Genomic DNA, 15929 nt, shown 5'->3' with positions numbered 1-15929 from the left:
AGGTTCTGTGATTTAAGCGTTACGAGGGATACGCTCTATTTCCGCATAACCACTGAAAATTAAATTTTTTCCTTCAGTTTCTAAACGATTCAGTCGCAATTTCACACCATCAAGGTCAAAGCGATCCAAGTCAACCATATTATCTAAAATTTCCGCCAGCGCCATACTCAATGTTTGGGAGGTTTCCCGTTGTGCTTCTGGTATTGAGTCAAGCTCAATTTGGGGGTTTTTAAAGGAAATCCGTCGCCGTCGTTCTACAGCTACACTCATGACTATGCTCAGTGGGATGATTTCGCCATTATTTAAATCTGCTTTCGCTAAAATCCGCAGGTGATTTGCTGCTAAAAGTTCTACTTGAATATCGGTAAAGGAAACTGGTGTACCCCCGGATATTGCAGTCAAGGAAGGTACTGTGAGGTTAACCAGGTGCTGTGTCACCAGTTTGGCATTGAAGGCTTGGTTAATGCCCGCTTCGGATAAGATGACATTAGCGATCGCTTGGGTGGGTTGCTTGAGGTTGAGCTTACCACTCATAACCCCACCGAAGTCAATAGCAACCGCATCGGTTTCAAAGGACATTTCCTCGACCAAAAAATCTTTACGAATCACCAACCCAGTACCGCTCATCTTAAAGCTATCAATGCTGCCTTGCAACAGTTTGCTGGAGGGATAGCAGCGCACAAAGACTTCTACTGACTCGCTTTGGGTAAACAAGTGGCGAATCGTTTGGCTGGCGACTGTGTTTAGCATTCGCTCTCCCCAATCTGTGCCTTGAGAATCTTTTAAACCAGTAAGTCCGCCGAACATGAAGTTTTGGATCTCTAGAAGTTCTTTATACTTTTGTAACAAACTGTGAAGAATAGAGCAAGCGATCCCCACATTCATTTTGCTGATGGTGAGGTGAGGAATAGCTGATGATTGCTATTCTAGTGTGTCAGATGTTACACCCTCTGATATCAGAAACTCAAATTCCCCAAAACCAAAGATCCCCGACTTCTTCAAGAAGTCGGGGATCTGAGCCTATCACTAGGGGGTAGGTTTAGAACCAGATGATTAGATGATTGTTTTTATATTCAAAATGCAACACAAATGATAGGTAAAAATAGACTGAATTTATCAGTTTATCCGCCTCTAGATTTAGCGATATAAAGCAAACAAAAGATTAGTTTGGGTAATTTTTTCAGGGACTAATTGGATTTTACCACTATCTAGAAGTGTTAAAATATTTCGCAACGGCACGGTGAGGGTAAAGAAATTTTCAGGAGTTCATATATGTTAAGTTATGTTTTCTCATTAGTATTCTCAATTTTTTTATTATACGTGGTTATCAATGCTATCTGTCAGATGTCAAGAGCCGGAGCCAGTCGCAATTGGATTATAACAACAGGTGAAGTTGTTGATTCTTCTATTCGTAGAGAGCCTGATAGTCCGTATTATACTCCAGTAGTAAAATATCGATACGTATAAAGCAAGGTGATACAGATGCGATCGCCCACTTCTTTAACCATTTCTTAATCTTTAATCATTCAACCATCCCCAAGCATCAAATTTTCAAAAGGATACTGATTTTTCCAACGGTAAGCATTAAAATCGCGGAAATCTATCGACAAAATTCGTCCATGTCCCAAGTTTTCCGCCAAAACTACGAGAGAAGCATCAGCAAAATCCATTGGTAAGTCTGCATATTTTTCCATCAGTTCACAAATGCGTTTACCATGATGCAGTTCCAAATCAAAAACTGTAAATCCTCCTAAAAATAAGTTATTTAGGACTTACGCAAGAACTCTCTGAAACCTTCTTAACTTCTCCCAAAGGGAGAGGCTAGCGCCAACGTGTCCTTCGTGTCCTTCTCCCAAGGGGAGACGCTTCGCGAACGTGGTTCGTTTTTCCATAATTTTGCGTAAGTCCTGTTATTAATAAAACTGATTTGGGCATGGTTCCCCATCCTTGTGAGAAGTAGATAGCAAGTTTCTGTGACAACAGCCCAAGTTGTAATCAGAGGTTCGTTAAGATTCGCAAGTACCGCTATTGCTTGAGTATGATAGGAGTCATTTAGATTTGCCAAGGCTAACCAAAAGCCCGTATCAACAATCACCATATTTACCTTTTAAGCCATTTTGCAAAATTGACTTGTAGTTTAGAGACAAATCAGGTTCTGCTTCACCACAGCCAATAAAACCATTTTGTGTGAGCAAATCTAGGGGTTTTTGCTGCTGAAGTTGCTGGAAGTACAAGTCAATAGCAGTCCTAATTGCATCGGTTACTGTTTGATGAGTCTGTTGTTGAATGTAACTTAGTTTATGAGCATCTTCTTCATCTAAACGGGCATTGATTCGCATAGTTATGAAAATTTGTCCTCAGCTTGTATGACAAGTTTAACATTTTCCTAGAGCAATACCTTAGCCATTTTTTGTCGTAGGGGTTAAGCGACAGCGCAACCCAACGCATTTGTTGGGTTTCATGCTTCAACCCAACCTACGAATTAAGGCTTTTTTCAATTTGGCTAAGGTATTGTAGAGAAAATGAATTAAGTCAAAATCGCGCCACCCATTAACCGTTCATAGCGATACTTCAACTCAGCTTTCATCAAAACCCAACGTTCCAAAGTTGCATCCATCTCGATCACCTTCTCCGCAACTTGTCGGGCTAACAGCAAAATTTCCTCATCTTCCACCAAACTGGCTAAAGTAAAATCAGCTACACCTGATTGACGAGTTCCCAGCACTTCCCCAGGGCCTCGAAACCGCATATCCATTTCGGAGATAAAAAAGCCATCCTGGGATTGTTCCAATACCTTCAGCCGTTGTTGAGCATCAGCACTCTTAGAACTACTCATTAATAAACAGTAAGACTGAGCCGCACCACGACCAACACGCCCACGCAATTGATGCAGTTGTGATAAGCCAAATCTTTCAGCATTTTCAATCAGCATCACCGTTGCATTGGGAACATCCACACCCACTTCTACAACGGTAGTAGAAACTAATATTTGCGTGTGATTATCACGGAATTTGGTAATCGCTTCATCCTTATCTGCGGAACTCATGCGACCGTGTAACAATCCCACTTGAAAGTCAGGGAAAATACTTTCTTGTAACTTCTGATGCTCCTCTACGGCTGACCGCAAGTCCAATTTTTCCGATTCTTCCACCAGAGGTAAAACTATATAAACTTGCCTTCCTTGGGCAATTTCCCGGCGCATTAAGTCGTAAGCTTCAGTGCGTTGTTTACCTGTTAACATAGTGGTCTGAATTTTTTGCCGTCCTGGTGGTAACTCATCAATCTGGCTAACATTCATATCCCCATGTATTGTTAATGCTAACGTCCGAGGAATGGGGGTGGCGGTCATAGTTAATACATGAGGTTGGTCGCCTTTTTGCTGTAATAGCGCCCTTTGTTTCACCCCAAAACGATGTTGTTCATCAATTACCACTAACCCCAATTGGTTAAAGTTAACAGTGTCTTGAATTAAAGCATGAGTTCCCACTAATAAAGGTAATTCACCTGTGACTAGCTGAGAATGTATTTCTCGCCGTTTAGCAACTTTGGTAGAACCTGTCAGTAATTCCACGGGTAAATGCAACAGGTTAAACCAACTCACTAACTTGCGGTAATGCTGTTCTGCTAAAACTTCGGTGGGAGCCATTAACGCTGCTTGATATCCAGATTGAATGGCGGCGAGGATCGCAATTACAGCCACCACAGTTTTACCCGAACCCACATCGCCCTGTATCAGCCGATTCATTGGGGTGGATTTTTCCAAGTCTGTGAGAATATCGTTGAGGACTCGTTGCTGTGCGCCGGTCAGTTCAAAAGGCAGAATTTCGGAGAATTTTTCGACTAGCTGACCTTTAGGGGCGAGAATAGCGCTGGTTTGGATTTGGCGGGCTTGGTGCTGACGTTGTAATAAGCCGAGTTGCAGGTAAAAGAATTCATCAAAGACTAGGCGACGACGAGCAGCTTGTAACGTGGCGCTTTCGTCTGGAAAATGGATGTTAGCGATCGCATCCTTCAATTCCATCAAATTATACTTTGTCCTTAACCCTTTCGGCAAAGGATCTTTGAGGTGAACCGTAGCTGGTAAAGCCGCCGTTATCGCCTGTCTCACCATAGTTGCCATTACACCCTCAGTTAGAGCATAAATTGGCACAACCCGACCAATAGTCAAAGAATCAATAGCATCTCCTGGATGTGCTAAAACCTCAAGTTCCGGGTTATCCAGAGTCAAGCCATATTTACTTTCTTTCACCAACCCACAAGCTGCCAAAATACTACCCACAGGGTAACGGCGTTTTAAACCTTCTTGCCAACCGCGACTAGCAAAACGCGCCCCCGCAGAAAAACGGGTAATTTTAATTTCACCAGTATTATCTTTGAGAACTAATTCTAAAATCGATAATTTCTTATTTTTGGGGCTAGTAAAACAGTTACAACGCTTGACATTAGCAATGATTGTCACCGTTTCACCCCCCTGCAATTCCCCAATATTCACCTGACGCGCATAGTCAATATGATCACGGGGATAGTAGTAAAGCAAATCACGCACAGTAAGCAAATTCAGCGCCGCTAATTTATCAGCCTGACGAGGGCCGATTTCTGGTAAATCGCTGAGTTTTTGATCAATCTTTGGCGCTAACCTCCGACTCACTTCCGCCACAATGGGCGATTTCGGTTGAGAATTTTGGCGTTGGTATATTTGTGATTTCTCTGTGCTACTTTCTTTTGGTTCTTGCTGTAGTTGGTAAAGATACCTCCGAGTTTCAGCGACTAAATGCTGTCTTTCTGACTCTTCCAGATGGGGATAGTTAGCAAATTTCGCCGCTAGTTCTTGCCAACGGCCACGTTCTACTGAGGGCAAAGCTGTGGGGAATTTCCCAAAAGTCAAGCAGAGAAATTCACTGAAGCGGTATTGTTTGCCGATTAAGTCTGTAAAGCCTTTGTCAGCTTCTATTGCCAAGGCTTTCTGCAATCTTACCCAATCTGGTGTGTCATTAGTCATTAGTCAATCAATTTTAGATTTTAGATTTTAGATTTTGGATTAGACTGCAATCTAAAATCGCAAATCCAAAATCCAAAATTCTTTACGGACGACTCCCGACTCCCCACTCCCTAGTCTATTCAAACCAACTCGCACGCCATGCAGATTCAGCTTCAGCAACGGAGCGTTCCCGTTGCTTTTTTTGATAATCTCGCCCTATTTTGTTTAGCTGAACTAATATATGGCGAATTTGCCTGCGCTCAGAGGAGAGCTTTGTGTCGGCAAATTCAATGTCCCCCAATCGTAGGTTAATCGCCATAATCTGTGTGAGTCTGGAGTCTTCTGGCTCTTGTTCATTTTGGATTTCCACCACCAAGTTTAAAAGATTGGGTGGCCCTGGCATCACCTCAGAAGATGCTTCTGAGACAGCAGCCGCCGCTTCTAAAATGGGTTCTGGTAATTTCTTGGGTAAAATACTAGCCTTTTGTAATAAAAGATTCGCGTCGTGGGAAACCTTTTTTAACGTCTGTTGAATTAAATTTTCCAGGTTGTGTTGCCATTTTGCTAGTTCTATGGGGTTGGTGAGATCAGGGTTGAAACTTTTCAGGGTTGAAGTGATCACCGGCAAAGCAGATGATTCAGATAACATATATGTTACTACCTCATCTATATCAAATCCCCCATCTTCCTCATCGCTCTCACCTTCCTCATCGCTCTCACCTTCCTCATCGCTTTCATCTTCCTCATCTTCCTCATCGCTCTCATCTTCCTCATTTTCCTGACTCTGGAGATAAGAAAGTAATAACTCAGCCGCCTCTTGACCCAAATTGCGGATAGCTTGCTGCAATTGTTGGCGCTGATTTAGAGATAACTTGAGAAAGTTTTCGGGATACCCTTGGGTGCATAGATGGTAACTTGCTAGAATCAACTGTTTTCGTAAAGCTTGCCCCAAGGTAGTTAAATAACTGGCATAAGCATTATAGAGTTCTGTGGCGATCGCTCGGATCGCTGCTTGCAATGCTGCAATATCCCGTTCAATTAGCTCAATTGCTCTAGCCATATCTTCTCTTATTACTTGCCAATCTGATCCATACCTTATTATGGTACAAACGTACCTATTATTTTATTTATCTGTGTTTATCTGTGGTTCCTAACTTCTTTCTACCCACTACAATACTCACTCACAAATGTCAATCCAATAACCTGCCTTTGATTTTGCTCAAAATCTCCCCTCTCCTTAGTAACCAGAGGGCTTGGGGGTGAGGTTCCGCACTCCTAATTAATAAAACACAGGCCAGTTAATTATGACTGACCTGCGATTATACAAGTGATGAGTTACACAGGCAACTCCTAACTTCTAACTAAAGTTACTTACTACCCATTTGTGCAGCAACTTCTTCAGCAAAACTAATTTCTTGCTTCTCAATGCCTTCACCCAGGATATAGCGCACAAAGCGATTAACTTTGATATCTTCGCCGACTTTGGTTTTAACTTGTTTTACCAAGTCTTCCACAGAAATGCTTTGATCACGGATGAAAGGCTGATCCAACAAAGTTAATTCTTTGAGGCGTTTTTCAATCCGTCCCTGAACAATTTTTTCTTTTATATTCTGTGGTTTGTTACCCAAATCATCCCGACCCATTTCAATTTCGGTTTCTTTTTGGGCAAACTCGGCTGGAATTTCGTCTACGCTGACATACTCCACATTGGGACAAGCTGCAACTTGCATCGCTGCATTCTTAGCCAGAGTTTGAAACTCTTCATTCTGAGCAGCTGTCTCAGTTTGGGCGTTAAGTTCCACCAAAACACCAACGCGACCACCAGTGTGAATGTAGCTGTCTACAACACCTTGTTGGCCTTCTGGGAGGGCAAAGTTGATAAAGCGACGCACCTGAATATTTTCACCAAGCTGGGCAATGGTTTGCTTGATGAACTGGTCTACAGTTACGCTTGTTTCTTCAATATAGGGTTGAGCCAACAAAGACTCAACACTATCAGCCGTAGTGGCTTGCTGGGCTAGATTCTTAACTAGAGCTTTAAAAGCTTCGTTACGGGCAACAAAATCGGTTTGGCAGTTAACTTCTATTAGCACACCCACTCGACCACCCGGTTGAATGTAGGTGTCTACTAGACCTTCTGCCGCAATGCGATCGCTTTTTTTACCTGCCGAAGCAATCCCCTTTTGTCGTAGCCATTCTATAGCTTTTTCGATGTCGCCGTCATTTTCTTTCAGCGCTTTTTTGCAGTCCATCATGCCTGCACCAGTTTTTTGGCGTAGCTCTTGGACGAGTTTTGCAGATATTTCCGCCATGTTGCCTCAATTCCTAACTTGACCTTGAGTTGTTATCGCTCACGGGTGTTGAGTATTTCTATCTTACTCAGGGCTGGTGAAGAAAAAGCGATGAAGTATGAACTGTGAATAATTTAGTATGAAGCGTGAGCTGTTTTTAGTCTCCATACTCAATTGTTCCGCTACTTATTCTGCTTATGCTTTCGCTTATTCATCAGAAGACTCATCACTAGACCCTTGGGCGTATTCGCTTTCGTCGTAGTCGTCGTCATACTCAGAACCATCATAGTCTTCGTAATCGTCTTCACCTTCGAGGGTACCGCCACGACCTTCATAAATCGCATCCGCCAATTTGCCCACGATCAACTTAATTGATCTGATCGCATCATCGTTAGCTGGAATGGGGATATCTACTACATCTGGATCACAGTTTGTATCTAGCATAGACACAATTGGCAATCCCAGTTTTTGGCATTCTTGAACTGCATTATATTCGCGCCGTTGGTCTACAATCACCACTACATCGGGGACTTTCCGCATATTCTTAATACCACCCAGGTATTTTTGCAGCTTCGTCATCTCTCGACGCAACATTGAAGCTTCTTTTTTGGGTAATAAATCTAGTGCGCCGTTTTCTTCGCGGCGTTCCAAATCTTTGAGACGGTCGGCTCTGGTTTTGATGGTTGCCCAGTTGGTGAGCATTCCACCCAACCAACGTTGGTTAATGTAGTGAGAGCCACAACGAGCCGCTTCTTGGGCAATAATTCCGGCTGCTTGGCGCTTAGTACCAACGAAGAGGAATTTTTTCCCTTGCTCCGACTGCGATCGCATATAGTTATACGCATTATCCATCAACTGAGCAGTCTGCACCAAGTCGATGATGTGTACGCCATTGCGGGAAGTATAAATGTACGGAGACATTTTTGGGTTCCAACGTCGGGTTTGATGCCCGAAATGTACCCCTGACTCCATCATTTGAGCCAATGAAACTACTGGCATATTTTTTGAACTCCTATTCGGGTTAAACCTCCACCCAGTTGTATTTCCCCATCAGGAAACACCCGAATTACTGGATGTGCGAGATTAGACAACCCTCCTACTATATCACAACCAATTGGCTATCATAACTAAACTATTGTTTTAACTTTAAGTTTTTTAAATTTTTTTCCAGTTAGCAACTAACATCATGATATTTCATCGTATATATACTGATATATCCTAAAAAATATATAAGTATTAATTACCATCAATGCAACACTCACCAATACCGCAAAATGAGCAAGATAGACTCAATGCGCTTCTAAACTACAACATTCTTGATACCGACTCTGAACAGGCATTCGATGATTTGACTGCTTTAGCTGCCTATATTTGATGAAATCTTAAGTTTGTTGATATTTATTAGCTTCCGCATAAGCTGCATAAACTCCCTTGACGTTGTACCAGTTGAGAAAAATTCGGGCAACTTCTAACGCTAACTGGGGTTTACCTAACTTAATTAGCCATCGCAAAAAGGGAGCCATTGTTCGCTCGTTCAGTGTGCCATTGAGTGAGAGAATGCCCCAAAGTAAACGATGAAACCAAGTCATTTGAATCATCATTCGCACTTCCCAAGTGGAATGCTTTTGATAAAATAAAACTCCCATGCGTCCGCGTTGAATTTCTTGGTCAATCAAACGGGGAATTTGCTCTAAATTAAATGGTGGATGCCAGTGATAGCCAACTGCTGCTGGACATTTAATCAGTTGTAGTCCCAGTTTTTTGAGTCTGACACCTAATTCTAAATCTTCCCAACCATAGAGTTGAAAGCTATTATCAAAAAGTCCAGCTTTCTCTAACCAATGTTTGGGAATGGCTACGTTACCCGTGGCAAAGAAAGCTGCGGAAAAATCCGTAATTTTATAGGGTTCGGCGGTGGGTTGCGCGAAATTACAAGTATTAATTACTGCACCGTAAGTAAAAAAGCGATCGCTCCCTAATTTTTCCCCTCCCTGCACCAGCGCATCTGCATGAGCTTGCAGAAAGTTCTTCAGCACCACCAAATCACTATCAATAAAGATAATTGTGTCTCCCAGTGCCTTTTCCACCCCCAAATTACGAGCCGCAGCCGGCCCGGCGTGGTCTTGCTCAAAACAACGCACATGGGGAAATTCTGCTTTGTGTGCTGCTAACCATTCTAATGTGCCATCAGTAGAACCATCATCTACCAAGACAATTTCGTAATCAGTTACGGAACTTGATCGACTCAATTCCTGCACCTCCAACGCGCGGAGGCACTTTTCTAAAATCGGCTGGCGATTATAAGTCGGTATAACAACGCTAAAAAACACAGTCTCACCCACAACAGTATTACACATCTCCAGGATAGGACAGCAGAGTACTGAACACTGTTCCTTTCTCTATCATTCCTGAGAAAACAGGTGAATGTTATCTAAAACACAATATTTTTGGCAAAAAAAGCTTGTTTATAAATTCAAATTAAACAATACATAACCTGATGTTAATGCTGATTACCTAAATTGAAAGCAACTGCATCAATGTTGTAGACATCAGCAGTACAAAAGCAATTTTATTGTTTATTGCGGGAAAAAAAGAGACCCCGATTTTCCAGGCATATCTCAGATTTTTCTCTCAATATGTAGATTTTTTGTTTACCAGATTCCACTTGCATAGGACTTACGCAAGAACTCTCTGAAACCCTCTTGACTTCGTGTCCTTTGTGTCCTTCGTGGTTCGTTTTTTCATAATTTTGCGTAAGTCCTGTTGCAATAAAGAAATTAATTGAATAGCAACTTTCTGAACTTAAAAATGGAGAACACACAATGAAAGGTCATCTTCACCCCAAAAATAACGTAACTATTAACCCATCCGGTAACGAGTCAATCCTTGACGTGATTGGACGCGTCAGCATGAAGCGCAGACGTTTCATCACGACAACGGCGGCAGCTACTGCGGCAACTGTGTTTAGTGATATTGCCATCAGTGGTTTTCTCCAAACTGTAGAAGCAGCACCAGTTCCAGCCGGACTTGGTTTTGGTGGTATTGGTTTCGAGAGCATTCAGCCAAATCTGCTCAACGAAGCAACAGGACTATTAGAGAAGGATCTTGTCACCGTTCCCAAAGGTTACACAGCCAGAGTCTTAGTTGCTTGGGGTGATCCGATTATGCCTGGTGCGCCAGACTGGTTACCAGATGCTTCTCAGGATGCGGCGGCACAAGAAAAGCAATTTGGGATGAATACTGATGGGATGCACTTCTTCCCTTTACCAGGAAGCGGCTATCTCAACCGGACAAAAGGTTTGCCAGTACCTGTAGAAGGACGCGCATATAACAATCGGGGGCTGCTGTGCGTTAACCACGAATATACCCAAGAAATCTTCCTTCATCCCACTGGGAACACAAGTGATGCCGAAATGACAATTGAGAAAGCCAGGAAAACTCAAGCTGCTCATGGTGTATCTGTTGTAGAGATATCCAAATTCGGGTGGAGCGGATTATTTTCAATAGACAGATCTGGTAAGAGCTGGAGTGTTGACCGCAATTCTCGTTATGGTCGCCGGATCACTGGTAACACAGAGATGCGAGTTTCTGGGCCAGCTGCGGGTGATGCGTTGATGAAATCCAAGAAATTCTCCATTCAACCTAATGGATCATTTGAAATTGGTATCAACGATGGCTACACAGCTTATGGTACGTTAAACAATTGCGCCCACGGCATAACACCTTGGGGTACTTACCTGACTGCTGAAGAAAACTTCCAAGGTTATTTTGCCAACCGGACATTTAGTAACGACCAAGCTGACGATGTAAATAACGATGTCCTGGCAAATCTAGGTCTGGAAGGGAAAAAGGCTGATATCGTCAATGGACAAAGACGCTACGGTATCCCCACATCATCCGGTTATCGCTGGCCTGTGGTTGATCCACGCTTTGATGCTTTTGACAATCCCCTAGAACCTCATTTGTTTGGTTGGATGGTCGAAATTGACCCTTATGATCCCAACAGCAAACCAGTCAAGCGTACTTCTCTAGGTCGCATCAGACACGAGAGCGCTCAATATGTTGTCGATGATAACAACCGTCTGGCTTACTATACAGGTGACGACAACGTAAACGAGTATATCTATAAGTTCGTTTGCTCTAGACAATATAATCCCAATGTTCGTAGTGCCAACCGTGACCTGCTTGACCACGGTACGCTGTACGTTGCTAAATTCAACGATGATGGTACTGGCAATTGGCTTCCTTTAGTCTACGGTCAGGGCGGACTAACTCCAGCTAACGGATTTAATAGCCAAGCTGAAGTTCTGATTAAAACCAGACAAGCTGCCGATAGAGTTGGCGCAACCATGATGGACCGCCCAGAGTGGATTGCTGAACGTCCCCGCATTGGTGGATTCAATGAAGTTGAAGTTTACTGTGCGTTGACCAACAACTCTCGTCGCGGAACAACTCCGTCCTCCGTTAATAACCCAGATGGTACAACCCCTGGAGGTAGTTCACGTCCTCCAGTTGATGCTGCTAACCCCAGAGAAAGCAACATTTACGGTCACATCATTCGTTGGCGTGAAACGGGACGCAGCGTTGCATCTACCACCTTCAGTTGGGATATTTATGTTTTGTGTGGCGACAGACAAGACAACGACCCGAATCGTAAAGGCAACATCAATGGCGACCACGACTTCGTTGCACCAGATGGTCTTTGGTTCGACTACTACGGTCGTCTCTGGATTCAAACTGACCAATCAGGTACTGGTACAGGTACTTTAAGAAACATTGGCAGTAACTCGATGGTTTGTGCCAACCCTAATGATCCTAGAGAAATTAAACTTTTCCTCAGCAGCCCCACAGACTGTGAAGTAACTGGTGTGATTACTACACCTGATCACAAAACCATGTTCATCAACATTCAGCATCCAGGTTCTCGCGGAAGTGTTGCTAATCCCACCAGCAGAAGTAACTGGCCACACAGCCAAGGTTATGGCCCCCAAGGTCGCCCCCGTTCGGCAACTGTGGTCATTACCCGTGATGACGGTGGCATTATTGGTGAATAAATCTTTGATGCTGTATTAGTTAAAAACTAATAACTTTGGATTTCAGATCCCCGACTTATTGAAGAAGTCGGGGATCTTTTTTCTTTTATTCTTTCACTTTTTTCGATATCTTATTCTTAATTTTACCTTTTCTTAAATTAACAAAGAGGGGTTTTATCATATTATTGTATGTGTACTGCTGTTCAAGCATTCTGATATTGAGAATCAAGTATTTACGGAAAAATTTGTGGGTCAGTTGATCAAAAAGTGTGGGATAGCATATTTTACCCATCGCTGTATTAAAGATAAGCTTTTAACCGCAGTATTTCCATCCTCTATGGAAATATTCTGCTAGTGAGCAACTTTAGGCTGATACTAATAAGGTTTTGGAGAATGTTTTCACTTCAATGGTGTGAATGTGACTGTACAGATGATCCAGAAATAATACTGCAAAGTCAGCAAAAAACCAAGATTTTATGGTTAGCAGCAGGCTTACTTACTTGTTTTTTTGTGGTTGAATGGACTGTGGGTTTGTGGAGTCAAAGTTTATCTTTACAGGCTGATGCTGGACATATGTTTTCTGATATTGCCGCTTTGGTAATATCTTTATTTTCTACTTATTTAGCACAGCAACCAGCCAAAGGTAAGGCAACATTTGGAAATCAACGCGTTGAAGTTTTAGCTGCTTTGTTAAATGGCTTAAGTTTGCTAGCGATCGCTACTTTTATAACTTGGGAGGCAATTCAACGCTGGCAACACCCAGGGGTGATTTTAGGCTTACCAATGTTGGTAGTTGCCGTCATGGGTTTAATTGTCAATTTGCTTAATATCAGCTTGTTACATCCCCACTCTCATAATGATTTGAATTTGCAGGGAGCGTTGTTACATATTATCGCTGATACTGCTAGTTCTGTGGGAGTAATTATTGCGGCTGTGATGATTCATTTGTGGGATTGGTGGTGGGCTGATGTGGCGATTAGTTTGGTAGTGGCAACTTTCACGGGTGTGAGTGCATTGCCTTTAGTCCAAGAAAGCATCAAGATTTTTTTGGAATATGCACCTAAATCTATTGACCCTGTGGAAGTGGAAAAATTAATCAAATCTTTTGCCGGCGTTGTGCAAGTAGAAAAACTACATATTTGGACAATTAGCAGTAATAAAGTCATGCTGTGTGCCAACGTAATTGTAGAATGTGCCACAAATCAAGAGCGCGATCGCCTCATCAATAAATTGCAAATTCACCTCCAAGAAAATTTTAAAATTGCGGAAACAACTTTGCAATTAACTAGCCCACCAAAGTCGGCAAAACTTCCCCTACATCCGTTGTTTAACCAAGATTTATCACTGATGTTAGCGGCTAATAAATCTAATTAAATATAAATTTTCCCTTTAAATTCGATGTTAAACATGATGCTTACCCTGTTTTTTAACCAGTCAAAGCATATGATCACCAATTTATCAATTGGTTACTACCTACTATGAGGTCTTTTAATCGATGAAAGATATTTCCGGATTCGGGTCTGTTAGGACTCGATTGCAAGCAGCAGGAATGGTACTGGTATTGGTGCTATCTTGCTGGTTAGGAACAACAGTTCCAGCTTACGCCCAACCCTTTAATAATCTGCAAGACGAAGTGAGAATTTGGCCTACCAATAATTCCACTCTCTTGGTAGACCAACGTTTTGATTTACGGGTAGAAAGCACATTCCCTGCCGAATCTGGTCAGGAACCTACCTTAACTTCTCTGAGAATCAATGGAGTAGACTTTACCAATACTTTTAGAGAAGGTATTAACGAACAGTTGCAACTACCCGGTGGTGAACTGGAAATTGGTAAGCCAACCAATGCAGGACTATTTGGTCAAACACTGCGGAACTATTCATTTGAAAATCCTGGTACTTACACCGTAGAAGCCACAGTCAACATTGGTGGTAGAAGCGTTTTTGCTCGCAATACCTACAAAGTACAGCGTTTCCAACGCTCCGGCGACCTCAGTCGGATTATTTTCTACGTCGGTGATGGTATGGGGGTTCCCCTGCGGACTGCGGCCCGCATTATGGAATATGGTGTAAAAGATGGTCAACCTGCTGGCTATATGCAAATTGAGCAAATGCCAGAATTGGGTTTAATGTCTACCCATTCATTGGATAGCATTATTCCTGACTCTGCTAACACTGCTGCGGCTTGGGCTTCTGGCGTTAAAACCATTAACAACGCCATGAACGCTGTCCCAGACAACACTCCGAGTAATCCCTTCGACAATCCTCGCGTTGAAACTCTACCTCAGTACATGAAGCGGAAATTTAACTGGGGTATTGGTTTAGTTACCACTGCGTTCACTACCGATGCAACACCGGGATCATTTGGGACTAATATTGTTAACCGTGGTCAAAATCCCGCGATCGCACAGTCTTATTTCGACTTTTTTAGTGATGATGGCTATGTTCTACCCGCCACTGGCTACCAAGGTTGGAAGAAATTAGCCCAACCAGTTGATGTGATTTTAGGACCTGGCGCACGGAACTATGTACCCCAAAGCCGGAGGGATGAATTTAAAGACACTGCATCTCGTCCTGATGGCAAAGATTTAACTGAAGTCGCATCAGAACTAGGCTACAGCATTGTTAAAAACTTAAACGAGTTAAACAGCGCTCCTAACAACCGTCCGATGTTAGGCCTATTTTTAGGAGACTTCCGTGAAGGTTCAGCTTTAGGAGCTTCAAATATTCCTTCAGAACTAGACCTATTAATCTCTAGAGGTTTAGCCAAAATTGAAGGACGCGGAGCTAATGAACTTAATCCTCCTATTCCTTCAGAATTTGCCAGCATTCCCACATTGGCAGAAATGCACCAAAAGGCGATCGCAGTTTTAGATCAACTGCATCCTGAAGGTTGGATCTTACTGGTAGAATCTTCTCAAAGTGACAAGTTAGCTCATCCTCTGGATACTGACCGGACAATATATGAAGTCTTGGCACTTGATAAAGCAGTTAAAGGCGGACGCGAATATGCTCAACGCTCAGGTAACACTCTGTTAATCGTCACCTCTGACCATGCCCAAGGTCAAACCATTGGTGGTACTGTAGACAGCGTTGGTATCCGTGAAGGTCGAATTGATCTCAGAGATGCTATGCGTTCCTTCGGTGGTGCTGGCTTTACCAATTACGTTGATGCTGATCGTAATGGTTTCCCCGATGATGCAACTCCTTCTAGAAAATTAGCCATCGGTGTTTCGGCTCGCCCAGTCTTCCGTACTGACTTTTTAACTGATGACATTAACCGAGCGCCAGCTGTAGGTGGTGATGGGACTCAAGTCAATCCAGCCCGTGATCCAGAAGGACTGCTGTTAACTGCTGACTTGCAACGTGCGACTACAGTTGCTAACCACACTGCTGATGACGTAGCGATCGCAGCTGAAGGGCCAGGTAGCACCTTATTCAACGGTACGATTGATAACATTCAAGTATTCCAACGCATGGCGGCCGCGATTTCTGGTGTACGCGATCGCAACGCCTTATCTCAGTTGTTGACCGAAACCAGACCAGATCCCCAACGTCCACAGCGTCCAGTTCGTCCTGAACCTCCAGTGCGTCCAGTGCGTCCATTTCGCTAATCTCAAAAAGATTC

The 15929-nt window shown here is 43.0% G+C and carries 11 protein-coding genes; 3 read left to right on the top strand and 8 right to left on the bottom strand.

From position 1 onward, the window contains the following. Positions 1-12 precede the first annotated feature (12 nt). The 8 genes from NSP_RS05845 to NSP_RS05805 form a co-directional block, all read right to left on the bottom strand. The gene (locus NSP_RS05845) at positions 13-807 is read right to left on the bottom strand and encodes an LmeA family phospholipid-binding protein (RefSeq protein ID WP_173403333.1); all 795 of its coding nucleotides are present in this window, start codon (positions 805-807) and stop codon (positions 13-15) included. 719 nt (positions 808-1526) lie between these two features. Continuing rightward, positions 1527-1730, bottom strand: a complete 204-nt coding sequence (locus tag NSP_RS05840; RefSeq protein ID WP_231859542.1) for a type II toxin-antitoxin system VapC family toxin — start codon at positions 1728-1730, stop codon at positions 1527-1529. A gap of 354 nt (positions 1731-2084) precedes the next feature. Beyond that, positions 2085-2339, bottom strand: a complete 255-nt coding sequence (locus NSP_RS05830; protein WP_006196836.1) for a ribbon-helix-helix domain-containing protein — start codon at positions 2337-2339, stop codon at positions 2085-2087. 188 nt (positions 2340-2527) lie between these two features. After that, positions 2528-4999, bottom strand: a complete 2472-nt coding sequence (gene recG / locus NSP_RS05825; RefSeq protein WP_006196835.1) for an ATP-dependent DNA helicase RecG — start codon at positions 4997-4999, stop codon at positions 2528-2530. Between the two features lie 115 nt (positions 5000-5114). Next, positions 5115-6038 carry a hypothetical protein gene (locus NSP_RS05820; RefSeq protein ID WP_006196834.1) on the bottom strand — a complete coding sequence of 308 codons (924 nt, stop codon included), beginning with the start codon at positions 6036-6038 and terminating at the stop codon, positions 5115-5117. Positions 6039-6345: 307 nt separating this feature from the next. Further along, the gene (gene tsf / locus NSP_RS05815; protein ID WP_006196833.1) at positions 6346-7290 is read right to left on the bottom strand and encodes a translation elongation factor Ts; all 945 of its coding nucleotides are present in this window, start codon (positions 7288-7290) and stop codon (positions 6346-6348) included. A gap of 186 nt (positions 7291-7476) precedes the next feature. Continuing rightward, the gene (rpsB, locus tag NSP_RS05810) at positions 7477-8268 is read right to left on the bottom strand and encodes a 30S ribosomal protein S2 (protein WP_006196832.1); all 792 of its coding nucleotides are present in this window, start codon (positions 8266-8268) and stop codon (positions 7477-7479) included. Positions 8269-8651: 383 nt separating this feature from the next. Next, the gene (locus NSP_RS05805) at positions 8652-9626 is read right to left on the bottom strand and encodes a glycosyltransferase family 2 protein (RefSeq protein WP_006196831.1); all 975 of its coding nucleotides are present in this window, start codon (positions 9624-9626) and stop codon (positions 8652-8654) included. Positions 9627-10091: 465 nt separating this feature from the next. Here NSP_RS05805 and NSP_RS05800 point away from each other — a divergent pair, with 465 nt between their 5' ends. The 3 genes from NSP_RS05800 (at position 10092) to NSP_RS05785 (ending at position 15915) form a co-directional block, all read left to right on the top strand. Beyond that, on the top strand, positions 10092-12323 hold the full coding sequence (locus NSP_RS05800) for a PhoX family protein (RefSeq protein WP_006196830.1): 2232 nt from the start codon (positions 10092-10094) through the stop codon (positions 12321-12323). Between the two features lie 372 nt (positions 12324-12695). Further along, positions 12696-13676, top strand: coding sequence for a cation diffusion facilitator family transporter (locus NSP_RS05790; protein ID WP_006196828.1), 981 nt, complete (start codon positions 12696-12698; stop codon positions 13674-13676). Positions 13677-13797: 121 nt separating this feature from the next. Beyond that, a complete protein-coding gene (locus NSP_RS05785) occupies positions 13798-15915 on the top strand; it encodes an alkaline phosphatase (protein WP_017803887.1) in 2118 nt (705 codons plus the stop codon). The last annotated feature ends 14 nt before the right edge of the window (positions 15916-15929 follow it).

The organism is Nodularia spumigena CCY9414, from assembly GCF_000340565.2.
GTDB classification, from domain to species: domain Bacteria; phylum Cyanobacteriota; class Cyanobacteriia; order Cyanobacteriales; family Nostocaceae; genus Nodularia; species Nodularia spumigena.
Note: the sequence above shows the minus strand (reverse complement) of the source record. Positions and strands in the feature narration are given on the sequence as shown.